The sequence below is a fragment of the Streptomyces sp. NPDC111744 genome (assembly GCF_055634995.1).
Window position 1 is genome coordinate 103,677 of the sequence record NZ_JBVKCG010000007.1, and the last position, 14,326, is coordinate 118,002.

Below are 14,326 nucleotides of genomic sequence, written 5' to 3' on the forward strand. Positions count from 1 at the left end.
GCCCCAACTATCACGAGTTGATGATAGTTGGGGCCAAAGCCTCACACGAAGTGACGGATAGTCAGGCGACCTGCCCAGTTCCAGCGCTCAGCCAGGATCCGTACGACAGGAAGCTCTCCGGCAGCCGACGGTGGGCCGCTTCGAGACCGGCGTACGTCTCCCGGACCGTCGGGTGGTACTTGGCTTGCTGCGGTGCAGCCTTGCGGGCCTGGAGGAGGCTCTTGAAGGAGCCTTCCAGGTCGTTGGTCCACATCTGCGCGCGTGCCACCTCTGCGTAGTGGTGGCTGGTCCGCGACTTCGGCCAGTCCTGCGGGATCACGAGGTCGCTTGTGGCCTCAACTGCCTCCCCGTACTGGTCGAGTTCGGCGAGGACAGAGACCCTGTGCACCTTCACGTTGGTCGGTCCGAACGTGAGGTAGTGAACCGTGACCGCTTCCCCGGTCGCCCCGGCGATCCGATCAGCCTCTTCCAGGTGGCCCAGAGCCTTGTCCTGGTCGTGAGCCCGGCCGGCCATCACCGAGCCGCCGAGGTGGAGCTGTCCGGTAACGACTTCGCGTTCGCGGGACTCGTCCGCCTGCTGCAGCGTGGCCAGTCCCCGGTCGACGAGACGCTGACCGATCGCGAACTTGCCCTCTCGCAAGTAGGTGAGCGCGCGGAGGTACTGGTACATGCCGCCGAGCACGGCATCGGAGCCTCGCTGTGCCGCCCAGTCCATGCGGGCGAGGGAGAGCTGGGCAAGGTCCGAGAACCCGAGTTTGGTGGCGACGTCGTAGGCGGTGCGGTAGAACGAGGCGAGCGTCAGCCACCCCTCCGTGCTGTTCAACGAGTGGGCCGCGGTGGTGCCCTCCTCGATGAGCCCGGCAACGTTGCTGGCAGCCTTCTTGATCTCGCCCGCGCGGACAGCCACCAGGAGGGCCTCGGCGTCGTCCTTGAGTTCCTCGAGTCGCCGTGGCCGGATGTCCGGGTCCGCCCCGAGGTCGTAGACATCCAGAGCTTCCCTGATGGGCCTGATCAGGACGTCGAGTTCGTCGGCACGCAATTCCTCGGCGTAGGGCTGGCCAACCACTGTGGCGACCTCGATCCGCAGGCCGCGGGCGAAAGCTGCGATGACGTGTGGGGTGGCAGCGATGACACCCTGCTCGGTCTTCGTGTACGTGCTGTACGGGATCCCGGTGAGTTCCGAGACTGCCGTTTGGGTGAGGTGGCGTTCGCGGCGCAGCCGCCGCATGCGCACGCCGATGTGGTCTTCGGGCAGAGCGTGCATACTGGCTCCTGTTCTGCTTCGACACCAGAACAGTACCCGCGGTCGGCTTCGTGGGTCACGAACGAGCCCCACTCCCCCGAGGCGTGGGGCTCTTCGTACATGGGGAGTTCAGGCGCTGTAACCCATCTGCTTCACGCCCGGCCCCCACTTCGCGACGACCTCGGCGAAGCAGTCGCGGCAAAGCGGGTTCGCGCCGTTGCCGTAGCGCTTGCACTTCTCGGAGCACCGGGCACACACGCCCTCTTCACCTGCCCCCCCCACACGGGCGACGGGTAATTCCCCAGCTCAATACCGGTGGGCGCGCTCATGCCGGTGTCCGTTCTCTTGCTCCGCAGATTTCGAACAGAATAGAACACGCCTGGCGGATGGCACCGTCAGTGACATCTCGTAACGTAGGGGCATGTCCTCTTCCCCCAGGCCTTACGGCCAGGTCACCCCTGCGCGGGATCAGGTCAACGAGCACATTCGCCAGCTGATGGACGCCGAGCCGAGCGGCCAGCGTTCCGACGACTACTACCGTGCGCTGCTCGCATGGGCGGACGGCGCCGACGGCCAGGTCCCCGAGGCGGCCTGAGACGCGAGCGTGCCCCGCCCGAAGTCGGGCGGGGCACGGACTCACCGAGTAGGGCAGCACCTACATTGGACGGTCCGAGCCTAGCGGCGCCCTCTGACATCGGCCCCGACCAGCGAAGACGCCATCTTGAGCGCGGGGCAGCCGCGGCGGCCGGGTGTTCCACACCCGCGCGAACTCGGCAAAGGCGAACGCCGCTGGCATGCGCGCGGCTGTCTCGGCGCAGTCCCGGCAGGAGATCGGTCCGTCGTCGCGTCCGCGCGTGCACGCCCGTTGTCCGTCGTGGAGCGCGTGCCGGTTCCACGGGTGCCGGCACACCGGGCACGGCTCGGCATGTGCGGCGCGGCGGATCTGCCTCGCCGCACGCTCAGGGTTCGGGTACGGGCGGCGATTGGCCCTCGTGTACGGCCTCACGGCGTCCTCCAATCGGCCCGGGCGGGCGGCTCCTGGCCCGGATGAACCTCAGAGAAGTGACGGCGGATCGCCTCCTCGATCCGCTGCTTCCGCTCGTCCTCGCGCGCCGTCGCGTGCTCGCTCAGGATGCGCGAGCGCTCAGCGTCGTCGGCAGCCACCGGGATCGGTGGCAGGGCGAACAGTTCGGCGGCCGGCCACTCTTCATGGGACCAGCCGCAGTTCAGCGCACACGGGAACTGCAGCAGCCCGGCCCTGGGATGGTGCAGTGGGTACGGGGAGACGAACGGCGGGATGATGGTCGGCTCCGGTGGCGGCGCCTCCGCGTCTGCGCGCCGGGCCGCTTCGAGCTCGGCGAGCTGCTCGGTGAGGGTCGGCTGTGGGAGGGCGGCGAGCAGGGCTTCGAGGTCCTGCAGATCGGGCACGATGCTCCTCGATGAGAGCGGCCCCGCTGACGGGGGTCTGCAGCGGGGCCTAACGGCAGTGTGACAGCAACTCGTCAGGAGGTGGGCAGGATTCCGGCGTTCCGCATCGATCCAAGGACCGGGCCGATCCGCTGGAGCAGCTCCTTCATGCGGCGCACGACCTCCGTCATGACCTCCGCGTCCGGAGCGCCGAGCCGCGCGGTCGCCAGTTCCACCAGCTCCTCGTTCGGCAGCTGCCGCAACCAGGCCGCGCGCCGCTGCTCGGGCGGCACCTGGTCGAGCTGGAGCAGCCGCGCCGCCGCGGCGACGACCGTCTCCTCACCCACCTTCGTCAGGTCGATCAGCCATGCTCCGTCAGCTCCAGACGACACAGAGGCCACGTCCACCGGCGTCAGGTGAAGGGTCGTCAAGAAGCACCTCCTGAATTCGACGGCCGCACAGGATGCCACAAACGAGAACGGCCGCCCCCGGAGCTAGGGCGGCCGTTCGATCAGGAGCCGGACGAGTCGTCCGGCGGTGGGGCCGGCGGACTGTCCGGCTGGCCCTCGACGGGGTCGACGCAGTCTGGGTCGGGGTCCGGGCAGAGGCGGGCCAGGCGTGAGTTCGCCAGGTCCACCGCGTCCCGGAGGCTGCCGCCGCTGTTCGGGTACAGCTCGTGCTCCACGCGGCTCAGCCGGTCCTCGATCCCGGCGACCCGTTCCATGACGCCGGGCCGGGATGGGACGCCGGGCCGACCCTCTTCCCCGTACCAGTCATCGAAGAACTGGCTGGCCCTGCCCCCGAGGTGAGTGGAAGCCCGGACGATCCTCCACGCGACGGTGCCCACTCCGCCGAGGACGGAGATCGCCCCTCCCCAGACGAGTGCGGCGTCGAGGGTGGGGATGCCGGTTCCTTCCATCGTGCTGCTAGACCTTCCTGGACAGGCTGGCGGAGTTCGGGTCGCCGAAGGCGCGGGCGACCATGCCCTTCACGAGGGCCATGGCCGCGCCGATCGCGGCGCCGCCGGCGGCGTACCACATGCTCGCGTCGGCGGCCTCGGCCGGGACGAAGGCGGCGACGAAGCCGTAGGCGGCGGACGTGACGACCCGCTCGAACAGGTCCTTGGCGTACGTCTCGGCGGTGCGCAGGATGGCGCCGCCTTCGGGCAGTTGGAAGCTCTGGGACATGGCTCGGGTCGCCTTTCAGGAGTGGAGGAGCTGCCAGGTCAGCGGGCCCGGGTAGCCGTCCGGGTCGCCGCGCAGTTCGGCCTTGGACCGCTGGAAGTCGGCCACGTTCAGGCGGGTGTACTCGGTGAACACGGGGCCGCGCTGGTAGCCGTTGCCGTCGTTGTGCCGGGTGAAGCCCTTCCCGATGAGGCAGTCGTCGAGGTCCAGCACGGCCGAGTTCGCCTTGCCAAGCACGAACGCCGAAGCGCCCGGGTAGGGCGGAATGGCCGGCGCGTGCTTCTCGGGGACGTGGAGCTTCTGCCCCGGGTAGATCGTGTACGGCGGCCGGATCCCGTTGACCTGGGCGAGGTCGCGCCAGTCGACGTCAAGGCGGCTCGCGATCGCCGAGAGGGTGTCGTGCTCGCGCACCGTGTAGACGCCGGCCGGGTCGGGGTCGCTGCCGCTCGACGGCCGCGGGGCTCCGCGCTGCACCCACGCGTACAGGACGTCGCCGGGGCACTCGGTGGGGTAGCCGTCGCGGTGGCCGCCGATCCAGTCGCCGGCGTCGCCGCTGCGGCGCAGCCACTCGATCGCGTCCCGCAGCCCGTTCAGCATGTCGTCGCTCGGCTTGGTCAGACCCTCGTCGCCGAGGAGCGCGCACACCGCGTAGTCCCGCCGGTTCAGCTCCTGGTTGCCGTTGGCGCCGGTCCGCTTGTGCAGGCCGCGCCCCTCGAACACAAAGCCGTGCTCGCAAACGAGCGCGGTGTACGCGATATCGACGTAGTTTTCCTTGGTGTTGGCCAGGTGCGAGGCGCGGATCGAGCGCACGTAGTCGTCACACAGGGAGTGCGTGCGGCTGGTGTACGGCGTCCCCAGGTAGTGAATCTTCACGCCGTGTGCGCTGGCGAGATAGGCGGCCGGGGACGAGGCCGGGGCGCCCCAGTCCTCGCGCAGTACGAGCTTCACCGGGTACCTCCGGGCAGACTCAGCGAGTTGCCCGGCCCAGAACCAGCGGCTACCCGGAAGGTTACCCCTCGCCGCCTGTGCTGGTCCCGTCGTGCGCCTGCTCGTAGCCGGACAGACTGCGGGCAGCCGCCTCGGGGATGCCCACCGCAACCAGAGCGGTGTACCCCGCGCGCCGCTTCGCCGTCTCGGCCGCCTCCAGCGCCGCCAGGCGGGCTTCGCGATCGGCGGTCATCTTCTCCTGCAGCAGCGCGTATTCCGCCTCGGTAATCAGCCGTCCTGGCCGGGACAGCTCCGGCTCACCCTCATCGGTGGCGGGCACGGTGATCTGAGCGATCGTGCCATCGTCGTACACCGCCCAGTAGTTGCGGGGCTGCGGTGGGGGCGGGGTGTCGCCGTCGTCGTCGCCCGGCCACGGCCAGGGCAGGGAATCCAGCATGGCGCCTCCTCACAGGCTGATCAGCAGGACACGGAGGGTGAAGTAGATCGCGTAGTAGTAGGCGCCCCCAGAACCGCGACCGGCGCCCGCACCGAAACCGACCGACATGGTGCCCGCGGCGGGGATCGTGCCCGGTGACAGGAGCTTCGTGTGCTGGGTGTGGACGCTGCTCATCGTGCTCGACCCGGTGTTGCGGAGGTACTGCATCTCATCCCCCGCGAAGCCTGTAGCGGCGGCCCCTCCTGCGGGCACGACAAGCCAGACGTCGACCTCCTGCTCGGTGAGGACCAGGGCCGGCCTGCACGGGTCCGGGTTCGTGATCGTCACGTTGTAGTTGTCGACGGCCTGCACCGCGCCGGCTGGGACGGCGATGTTGTTGTACGTCCGGTTCTCGAAGTAGTTGGTGAACGAGGCCATGCCGCGCGGCTCGCTGCGGAGGACGCCGTTGCTGTCGCAGACGACCACGCCGCCGCGAGCGGTCGCATCGCAGGGATACGGCCACGTCCCGGTGTTCGCCCGCAGCGGGGTACTGGCGGCGCCGTTCCCGGCAAGGCCGCACCCGGTGCTCACCGTGGCGGCCCCGGTCGGCACGAACAGGGACCCGTCCGGCCGCGTGACGAGGTTGTTCCCGGCCTGCGTGGACACCTTGGCGCCGATCACACCAGTCGCCGGGTTGTAGTTGACGCCCGGCCCGGCCGACAAGCACGAACGGACCGTCTCGCACGGCACCTCGGACGAGATGACGTACGGGTTAGCGGCTGAACCCGAGCCGCTGACCGACGTGTTCGTGCCGGCCTTCACCGTGCAACTGCACTGCCCTCCGCCGCACCCACAGCGCGCCACTGCTCCCACCGTCCTCGGGGGTTGTGCTCGGGCCCGGCCCAGAACCAGCGGCGTGACTCCGAGTCTATCGACGGCCGCCCGGACAGGGCTGGGACAGCGTCCGGACAAGATCGGGACGGGCCGCCCGGACAGGCTCGGACACGGCCGCCGCTACCCTGGCTGACCTGCACGGACACTGTCCGGACAACGCGCCCGGACAAGATCAGGACAGTGGGTCAGCCCCACAGCTCCACGATCACGATGCCTCCACCTCCTCCGGTGCCGTTCACCGTGTCGCCGTCCCGCGCGAGAGCGCCAGCCGCACCACCGCCGAAGCCGCGCGCCGCGCCGCCGCCACCGGACGAAGAACGCTGCCAACCACCATGCCCCAGCCGCGATTCGCCGCCCTCCCCCGACTGGCCCTCGTTGCCGTTGATCCGGAACGCGCCACCGCCGGGACCGCCGCCCTGGGCGAAGTTCCCGTTGCCTGCCGACGGTCCGGGCGTACCGGTCAGGCACATCGGTGTGTTCCCGGACGGCATGACGGCCGCCCCGCCCGCCCCGCCATTCGCCGTGCACAGCCCCCCGAACGAGGAGCCGCCTCCGTTGCCGCCGTCGGTGGTGGCCGTCCCCGCAGCGCCGCCCGCACCGACCACGATCGTCTCCACCGCCCCGAGCGCGGAGACGTCGATCAGCCGCTCCGCGTAGCCGCCGCCCGACCCGCCAGGCTGCGCCACCAACTGGCCTGCGCTCGCCCTCGCTCCCGCAGCGCCGCCTCCGCCCGCCTGGACCTTCACGAAGACCCGGGCGAGCCACGGGTAGTCCGCCTTCTTGAAAGTGAACGTGCCAGCCTGGCTGAACGTGACGGTCTGACGCAGGCCCTGCTGACCTGGGATCAGGCACAGGCGCCCGTCATCGCCGACGGTGAAGTAGTCCGAGCACACGCATACCGATGCCACAGCTCACCCCTCGGGTGCGAAGTGAGCCCGGCCCAAAACCAGCGGCGCGACAACGAGGTTAGCCCGACCGCCCCGCGTCCAGCGCGATCACGTGGACCTGCACGCCCGGCCCGGCCGGCTCGGCAACGCCGCTGCCGCGCCGCGCCCGGGTGCGCCACGCCCGTACGGTCGCGTACCAGGCGGTGACCTCCTCCAACGCCACCACCACGGTGCGGTCGTCGTCGTCCGGCGTCGGGTCGATCGCCACCGCGGTGACCGCCGGGGCCGCCCCGTACGCCGCGGGGAACGTCCAGCGTGCGCGGCCGTCGTCGTCGGTGAGCAGCACCGTCCCGGCAGGCCCAGCCAGGGCCAGCGGCTGCGGCTCGTGCGACGGCGGATCCTCCTCCACCGGCTGGCCGCCCGTACGCCTCTGCGCTGCCGTCCGCGCCCGGTGATCGAGGTGGCCGAGCACCCCGGCGAGCGGGTTGCCGACGATCCTCCGCGCTGGTGATCCACGCATCGCCATCAGGCCGCCTCCGCCCCGGTCGCCGCCACCTGCACCTGTACCGACTCGCGGCCCGGCGAGTTCTCGCTGCCGCCCGTCTCGGCGACCTTCACCCCGACGATCTTCAGCCGCTGCGTGACCTTCCGGCATGTCTCGGCGCTCGTCACGTCCAGCGACCAGCCCGGCACCAGGCTGGGCACGTCGATGGCGGCCTCCGGGGAGATCGTCACCTCCTGGGTGTCGATGAAGACGGGTACGGAGGCCGAGGTCCGCCGCCGGGCCTTCGCGGACTGCTCCGCCGACGCGCTGTCGGTGATCTCGTTCTGCTCGACGTACCGCTCGTGCAGCCCGTAGTAGGCATCGGCGCCGCCCGCTTCGCCGATGGCGCCGCTGCTGTCGCTTCCGGCGACGATCCACCGGGTGATCAGCGAGTCGCCGTCCTCGGCGACCACCAGGCCGTCGGGCAGGTCCGCGTCCGAGAGGCGGCCCACGCTCTGCATGAACGTCTCGGGCAGCAGCAGGATCTTCGACCCGATCGCCGTGTAGTCCAGGCCCGCCTCGGCGAGCTGGCGCAGCCAGTCACCGGTCTGCCCGATGTCCTGGCTGTACGACCGCGACCCGGACACCCCGGCCGGGCCGATGACCTGGATGGTGTGGCCCGGGTCGTCGGGCCGGAACCCGTCATCGATGAGCCACTCGGCGACTTCCATCAGGTCGACGTCCGTGAAGGCCTTCGTCTCGTGCACGACGCGCCGGTCCAGCCAGGCCAGGATGTCCTTCGCCGACAGCTCGATCCCGCCCTGCGTCCAGCTGATGTTCGTGATCGGCCCGTCCCACACGTACTTGTCGTCCCGGAACAGCACGAGGCGGTTCCTCCAGCTGGAGACCCGGCCAAGCCTGCCGCAGCAGTCGCCGTCCGGATTGATGACCGCCCGCGCCGTGCTGACCGCGTCGAGCGTCCTGTGCCATTCCACTTCGGTCAGGACGTTGGCGACCGCCACGGTCGCGCCGCTCCGGTCCAGCACCATCGCGGTGTGACTCCCGCATCCGGCTACGGCCATTACCGCCCCCGTCCCGACACGCTCAGCGTCACCAGGGCATCCATGGCCGGCGGCTCCTCCACGTCCGTGCTGAGGCACACGCAGTAGCTCGCACAGTCGAGCGTGTTGAAGGACACGGGCATGCCGTCCATTCCGTAGACGTCGGATGAGCTCTCGCAGACGCCGTTGCACTCGACGAGCGCCCGCCCGGTCTGGCCGTCGAGGGTCACGGCGCCGCCCGCTGGCACGAAGCCGACATGCCAGTAGCTGTGCGGGGCGCACCGCTTGAAGTCGGCGAGGTCTTCGCAGGTCATGCCGACTTCGGTCTGCTCGTAGATCTCGATCGTCAGGTTCCGCAGCTCGGTCGACCCGGATCGGATGGTGACGACCGGAACGTCCGACGACCAGGTCGGCCGGCTCGTCAGGTCCATCGTGTAGCAGGTCCGCTCGACGGCCAGGGGCAGGCAGTAGCAGGTGTTCAGCGGAGCGCCGGGCAGCGGTGGCGCCGGGGGCGCGCACCGGGTGTCGGCGCACGCCGCGGCCGGGTCGACGCAGGTCGCGAACCGGCAGCCGCCGGGGCACTGCTCGGGCGATCCGGCCGGGTGCAGGCACCAGCTGACGCAGGAGCCGTCCAGGTCCAGCGGCGGGACGACCTGCAGCACCGGCGTGGGGTCGGTGTAGAGCCACGGCACGGCGGCCGTCAGCACGAACTCCACGGTCAGGATGTCGGCTCCGGCCTGGCACTGTCCGGTGCTGCAGCCGTCGCCCGCGCGGGCGGTCACCCGGGGGCCCTCGGTGAGGGCTACCCGTCGCAGGGTGCGCCGGTGCTTGCTGTTGAACTGGGCCGGGGTCAGGTCCGTCTCGCCGGGGCAGCAGTTGTACGTGACCAGGCAGTCGCCGTCACAGTCGCCGCTGACGCAGCCCTGGAGTACCTGCGACAGCCAGTGCAGCCCGTAGTCCACGCCGCAGCAGGTGGAGCCGAGGACGAGCGCGGTCACGGTGATCGTGCGGGGCAGTGCGCGGGCCGGGCCGATCGAGCCGCCCCCGGCGATGCCGCCGGTCACCGACCGCTGCACGGGGAAGTCCTCCATCCCGGCGACGTCGAGCACCATCAGCCCCGTGAACTCCGCGCTTTCGGGCACGTCCGCGTCGTACCAGGGCGCCGGGGACGCCGGATCGTCCGGTGTGGTGTACGGCAGTTGCTCGAGGACGTCCGCCCCGAACGTGGGGCAGCCGCAGCCGCTCCAGCCGGTCAGCGGCGACCCGACCGTCTCCAAGTAGGTGTTGAGCCGCGAGTGGTTCACCAGCTCCACCCCGCCGTACTCCATGTACCAGTCGACCGCCATCAGCTCACTCCCGCCGCGAGGACCAGCCGGTTCAGTACGCGGTGTGCCGTCATGTGTCCGTCGCCGACCTCGTTGATCGTCCAGTGGTTCGTCATATGCAGCCCGCCCCCGGTCGCCGCCTGGGCGCCGCGCCCGGCGACCGCCGCGGTGCCGTCGGCCGCCATGCGGGCGCGCTGCACGCGGGTCAGCGGGATGACCACGCCGTCCTGGCCGCGCCCGCCGAGCCCGGTCAGCTGGGCGGTCACACCGTCCGCCAGGTTCCGGGCCGCCGCCCGGGAGGCGTCCTGCAGGCCGGCCAGGCGCCGCAGGAAGCCGATGTGCAGGCCGAGGCCGGTCATGTCGCCGATCCACATGAACACCCGGCTCGGCGACTTGATGTGTAGGGCCGCCTTGATCGCGGTCTGCATGCCCTTCGCGATGTCGAGCATCAGCTTCTCGATGGCCTTCTGCTGGCCCTTCAACCCGGCCAGGAAGCCCTTCGCGGCCTGGGTGCCCGAGTCGTACAGCACGTCCGCGCTGGTCTTGCCGAGCGTGCCCGCGGCCGAGGTCAGCTGGCCCTGCAGGCTGTTGAGCCGCTTCAGCTGGTCCGACGTCGCCGACGACAGCGCGGCGGCGATGCCGGCTCCCTGCTCCGGGCCGAGGCCGATGATCTGCTGCAGCAGGCTCTTGGACAGGCCCCGCCTGGCCAGCTGGTTGATCTCGGCGGTGAACGTCTTGACCTGGTTCACCGCGTTCTGCAGGCCGGCCGTCAGGCTCTGGACGGTGACGTTCCCGCCCTGCGTCAGGCTCTGCAGCGAGAACGCCTGCAGGGCCGAGTTCGTCGTGTCGGCGGCGAACTTCTGCGCATCGGCGATCCGCTGGGCAATCGCGTCACGCTGGGCGGCGAGCGTCTGCAGCCGCTTGTTGCCCGAGTTGAGCAGCGACACCAGCCGGTCATCGACCCGTGTCCTCTGGCCCTTGAAGGCGTCGGTGATCGCCTTGACCATGCTGTCCGTCGTGGACTTGATCTGCGCGGCCGTGCCGGTCAGGCCCTTCACGAAGCCCGCGCCGACCAGTTGGCCGATCTTCGCGAAGACCTTGGACGGCGAGGCGATACCGAGGGTGTCCTCCGCCGCGGTGACCGCCGTGCCGGCCATGTCCTGCGCGGCCGTCACGATCAGCCCCGCGTTCTCGCGGATGCCGTCGACCATGCCCTGCACGACCTGGGCGCCCACGTTGTTCAGCAGGTTCGCGACCCCGGCGAGCGCGCTGCTCAGGCTGGACAGCGCCCCGCTGGCCGCCGAGCTGCCCGCCGCGGCGGTCGTCGCGGTCGCGGCGAGGGTGCGGGCCTGGCCGACGCCGAGCATGTCGAGCAGGCCGGAACGGGCCGCCAGTTCGGCCGCCCGCTTCGGCCGCGTGAGCGGGATGACGACCTCGGGCCCGGCCTCGCCGATCAGAGCGTGGGTCGGCCCGTACACGATGCCGCCCGACGCGAAGGGCAGATACTTCCGGACCGAGGACGGCAACCCGCTCTTGATCTTGCTCATGATCTGGCCGCCGACATTCCCGATCGCACTCACGATGCGGGAGCCCAGACCGGAGAACAGCGACACGACGCCCGAGATCAGACTCGACACGGCGCTCCTGGCGGCCCCAGCAGCCGAGTGGAACGCCCCGGAGATACTGGAGCCCACGGACGACAGCGCGCTGCCGATCCGGCCGGGCAGCCCGGAGAAGAACGACACCACCGACGACCCGGCGGAACTGGCCGCGCTCAGCGCCTGGGAACCGGCCGACCGGAACAGGCCGGAGATCTGACCTGGCAGGGCGGCGAGTGCGGAGCCGATCCGGCCGGGGAGCTGGGAGAAGAACGTCGCCGCCGACGACAGGAACGACGAGATCGCCGAGACGGCCGCGTTGAACCCGGACTGGAAGGCGTTGAGCAGGGTGGAGCCCAGCGAGGCCAGCCCGCTCGCGATCCGCCCTGGCAGCTCGGTGAACGTGAAGACGATGCCCGCGAGGACCGTCAGCAGGCCGATCGCCACGTAGGCGACGGCGCTGGTGAACGCGTTCAGCAGCAGCCCTGGCAGCGCCGCCAGCCCGGAAACGATCATCCCTGGCAGCTGGGTGAAGAACCCGACGACCGTCTGGAAGCCGGACACCACGAACTGGCCGATGGACGTAAACAGATTCGTGAAGAACGTGGCCAGCAGTGAGCCCAGCGCCGACAGCCCCGCGAGGATCAGCCCTGGCAGTTGGGCGATGAACGAGACGACAGCCGATACCCCGGTGATCAGCCCGGTCAGGACGGCGACGACGCCCTGAATGATCGGCACGACGGCGTTGATCGCCAGCCACGACACGAACGCCGCCGCGATCTGCACGATCGGCGCCAGGATCCGGATCAGCAGGACGGCGAGCGGTGCGACGGCGGCGACCAGCCCGGCCAGGGACGGCAGGAGCGGGATGACCGCCTGCAGGATCGCCGTGAACGCCTGAATCAGCGGCGGCAGGATGGGCAGCAGGGCGTTGACCAGCGCCGTGATGACAGGGGCCAGGGCGGCGGCGACTTGGGCCAGGGCCTGCCCCAGGACGCCGAGGACCGGCGCCAGCCCGGCGATGAGCTGGGCGAGGGCTTGACCGATGCCGGTTGCCAGCGGGGTGAGCGCCTGCACCAGCGTCACGAAGGCCTGCGCCAGCACCGGCAGCACCGGCATCAGCGCGCCGACCAGCTCCTCAATGATCGGCGCGAACAGGCCGGCCAGCAGCGACAGCACCGGTGCCAGGGCCTGGGCCAGGACGGACACCAGCTGTCCGGCCAGCGGGAGCAGCGGCGTCAGCGCAGACAGGACCTGGGCGACCGCGGCGCCGACTGGCGCGAGCGATGGGCCGATGACCTGGAAGGCGGACGCCAGGGCGGTCGCGACCGTCTGCAGGACCGGAGCGATCGCCGCCAGGGCAGGGCCCAAGGCGTTGATCAGACCGGTGATCGCCGGACCCAAGGCGACGAAGACCGGGCCCAGGGCGGGGGCGATGGCGCCGATCTGCGTGACCAGCGCGGACAGGATCGGCCCGAGCTGCGCCGCGATCTGAGCGACCGTCTTGAAAATGTTGCCGATGGCGGTCTGCCCAGCGGCGGACGCCGTGAACTGGGCGAACGCCCCGGTGATCTGCTTGAGGTTGTTGAGGAGCCCCCCGCCGTTGACGTTGGCGGCCCTCCAGACGTTGCCGAGGATGCGGCCGACGTTCAGCGCGATGGCGCCGAGCTGTTGGAAGACCGTGAGGGCGCCCTGGACCAGGGACACCGCCCGGCCGCTGTCGCCGAGCTGGGTCAGGAAGTTCCCGATCCGCGTGCCGGTGTTCCCGATCGCCGTGCCGAGCTGCGCACCGAACGCCGTGGCGACGCTGCTCGCGACCGACAGCAGGCCCCGCGCCAGCGGCTGGACGGCCGTAGAGAGGCCGCCGACCGCGGCCGAGGTGCCCTGGACGATGCCCTGCAGGCCGTTGAACGCCGTCTTCGACGTCCCAAACTTCAGCGCCTGGTCGGCCGCCCTGCCGAACCCGACAGCGATCTTGTCGAGTCCCGAGCCGAGCGGCAGCAGGTTCTTGACGGCCGCGGTGACGTCGCCCGAGAACTGCTTGAAGAACGACTGCTGGACCGACTGCTGGACCTTCTTCAGCTCCGGCTGCAGATCCCGGATCGCCGTGACGGCCTTCTGCGCGGCCGGCGACAAGTTCTCGATCGCCTTGCTGAACGCCTTGGCATTCCCGGACAGCGCGGCCTTCAGGGCGTCATCGACGCCGAGGACGGCCAGCTTGAACGTGCCGAGCGCAACCTGCGCGCCGGCGATCGCCGCCGGGACCGCGGCGACGATGCCAGCCGCCGGGGCGAGTGCGGCCAGGAACTTCGTAACGCCCTGCGCTGCACCCGCCGCGGCGATGCCGTACGCACCAAACTTCAGGCCCGTCGCGAGGACCCTGCCGACGCGGCCAGCGGCGCCAGCGAGCCCGGCCAGGGACCGGGTCAGCCGGTTGTTGTCGACGTTGACGTTCGCGTTGACCCGAACGTCCGGGGCGTTGTGCGCCCGGATACGGCGGTCGAGTTCGTCCAGGTCCGGGACGACCCGGATCGGGATCTCAATGTCCGCCAGGAGGGCCCGCAGCCGCTCCTCGAATCCGGTGACGTCGGGCGCCACCGGGATGTTGATGGACTCCAGCCCCCGGAACCCGGCCAGCAACTGCGCGTCGAACCGGCGCAGGTCCGGCTCGACCCTGACAGTGACCGCCGATGCGGCCAGACCACGTTGGATCTGGCGACGCATCTGGTCGCCGATGTTCCGCGTCGCCCGCAGCAACGCACGCTGGATGCGGATACCGGCGGCGCGCGATTCGGCATCCGCGTTGCCGGAGTTGATGTCGATGGTGATGTGGGCGGACCCGAAGTCCACGTCTTCGCCGGCCACCGGGCAACCTCACGG

General features: G+C 70.5%; 14 protein-coding genes. 1 reads left to right on the forward strand and 13 read right to left on the reverse strand.

The window, feature by feature from the left end; all coding sequences use genetic code 11:
- Positions 1 to 61: 61 nt before the first annotated feature.
- Complete coding sequence (locus ACZ7OO_RS17880) at positions 62 to 1,264, reverse strand: helix-turn-helix domain-containing protein (protein WP_471505695.1); 1,203 nt, start codon at positions 1,262 to 1,264, stop codon at positions 62 to 64.
- A 400-nt stretch (positions 1,265 to 1,664) separates the two neighbouring features.
- Here ACZ7OO_RS17880 and ACZ7OO_RS17885 point away from each other — a divergent pair, with 400 nt between their 5' ends.
- The gene (locus ACZ7OO_RS17885; protein ID WP_471505696.1) at positions 1,665 to 1,838 is read left to right on the forward strand and encodes a hypothetical protein; all 174 of its coding nucleotides are present in this window, start codon (positions 1,665 to 1,667) and stop codon (positions 1,836 to 1,838) included.
- 407 nt (positions 1,839 to 2,245) lie between these two features.
- Here the strand turns inward: ACZ7OO_RS17885 and ACZ7OO_RS17890 are convergent, their stop codons facing one another.
- The 12 genes from ACZ7OO_RS17890 to ACZ7OO_RS17945 all read right to left on the reverse strand — a co-directional run bounded on the left by ACZ7OO_RS17890 (position 2,246) and on the right by ACZ7OO_RS17945 (position 14,311).
- The gene (locus ACZ7OO_RS17890) at positions 2,246 to 2,671 is read right to left on the reverse strand and encodes a hypothetical protein (RefSeq protein ID WP_471505697.1); all 426 of its coding nucleotides are present in this window, start codon (positions 2,669 to 2,671) and stop codon (positions 2,246 to 2,248) included.
- Positions 2,672 to 2,745: 74 nt separating this feature from the next.
- On the reverse strand, positions 2,746 to 3,081 hold the full coding sequence (locus ACZ7OO_RS17895) for a hypothetical protein (RefSeq protein WP_471505698.1): 336 nt from the start codon (positions 3,079 to 3,081) through the stop codon (positions 2,746 to 2,748).
- A gap of 80 nt (positions 3,082 to 3,161) precedes the next feature.
- Positions 3,162 to 3,569, reverse strand: coding sequence for a hypothetical protein (locus ACZ7OO_RS17900; RefSeq protein WP_471505699.1), 408 nt, complete (start codon positions 3,567 to 3,569; stop codon positions 3,162 to 3,164).
- 7 nt (positions 3,570 to 3,576) lie between these two features.
- Positions 3,577 to 3,837 carry a hypothetical protein gene (locus ACZ7OO_RS17905; protein ID WP_471505700.1) on the reverse strand — a complete coding sequence of 87 codons (261 nt, stop codon included), beginning with the start codon at positions 3,835 to 3,837 and terminating at the stop codon, positions 3,577 to 3,579.
- A 15-nt stretch (positions 3,838 to 3,852) separates the two neighbouring features.
- A complete protein-coding gene (locus tag ACZ7OO_RS17910; protein WP_471505701.1) occupies positions 3,853 to 4,782 on the reverse strand; it encodes a peptidoglycan-binding protein in 930 nt (309 codons plus the stop codon).
- Positions 4,783 to 4,843: 61 nt separating this feature from the next.
- Positions 4,844 to 5,218: a hypothetical protein gene (locus ACZ7OO_RS17915; RefSeq protein WP_471505702.1), complete on the reverse strand. Its 375-nt coding sequence runs from the start codon at positions 5,216 to 5,218 to the stop codon at positions 4,844 to 4,846.
- A gap of 9 nt (positions 5,219 to 5,227) precedes the next feature.
- Positions 5,228 to 6,019, reverse strand: coding sequence for a hypothetical protein (locus tag ACZ7OO_RS17920; RefSeq protein ID WP_471505703.1), 792 nt, complete (start codon positions 6,017 to 6,019; stop codon positions 5,228 to 5,230).
- A 257-nt stretch (positions 6,020 to 6,276) separates the two neighbouring features.
- Positions 6,277 to 6,999 (reverse strand): glycine-rich domain-containing protein, encoded by a 723-nt coding sequence (locus tag ACZ7OO_RS17925; RefSeq protein WP_471505704.1) that lies wholly within the window; start codon positions 6,997 to 6,999, stop codon positions 6,277 to 6,279.
- A 58-nt stretch (positions 7,000 to 7,057) separates the two neighbouring features.
- On the reverse strand, positions 7,058 to 7,504 hold the full coding sequence (locus ACZ7OO_RS17930; RefSeq protein WP_471505705.1) for a hypothetical protein: 447 nt from the start codon (positions 7,502 to 7,504) through the stop codon (positions 7,058 to 7,060).
- The gene (locus ACZ7OO_RS17935) at positions 7,504 to 8,544 is read right to left on the reverse strand and encodes a hypothetical protein (RefSeq protein ID WP_471505706.1); all 1,041 of its coding nucleotides are present in this window, start codon (positions 8,542 to 8,544) and stop codon (positions 7,504 to 7,506) included. The genes ACZ7OO_RS17930 and ACZ7OO_RS17935 overlap by 1 nt, the downstream gene beginning before the upstream one ends.
- A complete protein-coding gene (locus tag ACZ7OO_RS17940; protein ID WP_471505707.1) occupies positions 8,544 to 9,869 on the reverse strand; it encodes a hypothetical protein in 1,326 nt (441 codons plus the stop codon). Before ACZ7OO_RS17940 ends, ACZ7OO_RS17935 begins: the two co-directional genes overlap by 1 nt.
- Entirely contained in the window at positions 9,869 to 14,311 is a 4,443-nt protein-coding gene (locus ACZ7OO_RS17945) for a hypothetical protein (protein WP_471505708.1), read from the reverse strand. Before ACZ7OO_RS17945 ends, ACZ7OO_RS17940 begins: the two co-directional genes overlap by 1 nt.
- Between the last annotated feature and the right edge of the window lie 15 nt (positions 14,312 to 14,326).

Coding starts and splice junctions, on each gene's coding strand:
- ACZ7OO_RS17885 (WP_471505696.1), top strand. CDS start 1,665: ATGTCCTCTTCCCCCAGGCCTTACGGCCAGGTCACCCCTGCGCGGGAT.
- ACZ7OO_RS17915 (WP_471505702.1), bottom strand. CDS start 5,218: ATGCTGGATTCCCTGCCCTGGCCGTGGCCGGGCGACGACGACGGCGAC.
- ACZ7OO_RS17940 (WP_471505707.1), bottom strand. CDS start 9,869: ATGGCGGTCGACTGGTACATGGAGTACGGCGGGGTGGAGCTGGTGAAC.
- ACZ7OO_RS17935 (WP_471505706.1), bottom strand. CDS start 8,544: ATGGCCGTAGCCGGATGCGGGAGTCACACCGCGATGGTGCTGGACCGG.
- ACZ7OO_RS17900 (WP_471505699.1), bottom strand. CDS start 3,569: ATGGAAGGAACCGGCATCCCCACCCTCGACGCCGCACTCGTCTGGGGA.
- ACZ7OO_RS17880 (WP_471505695.1), bottom strand. CDS start 1,264: ATGCACGCTCTGCCCGAAGACCACATCGGCGTGCGCATGCGGCGGCTG.
- ACZ7OO_RS17905 (WP_471505700.1), bottom strand. CDS start 3,837: ATGTCCCAGAGCTTCCAACTGCCCGAAGGCGGCGCCATCCTGCGCACC.
- ACZ7OO_RS17930 (WP_471505705.1), bottom strand. CDS start 7,504: ATGGCGATGCGTGGATCACCAGCGCGGAGGATCGTCGGCAACCCGCTC.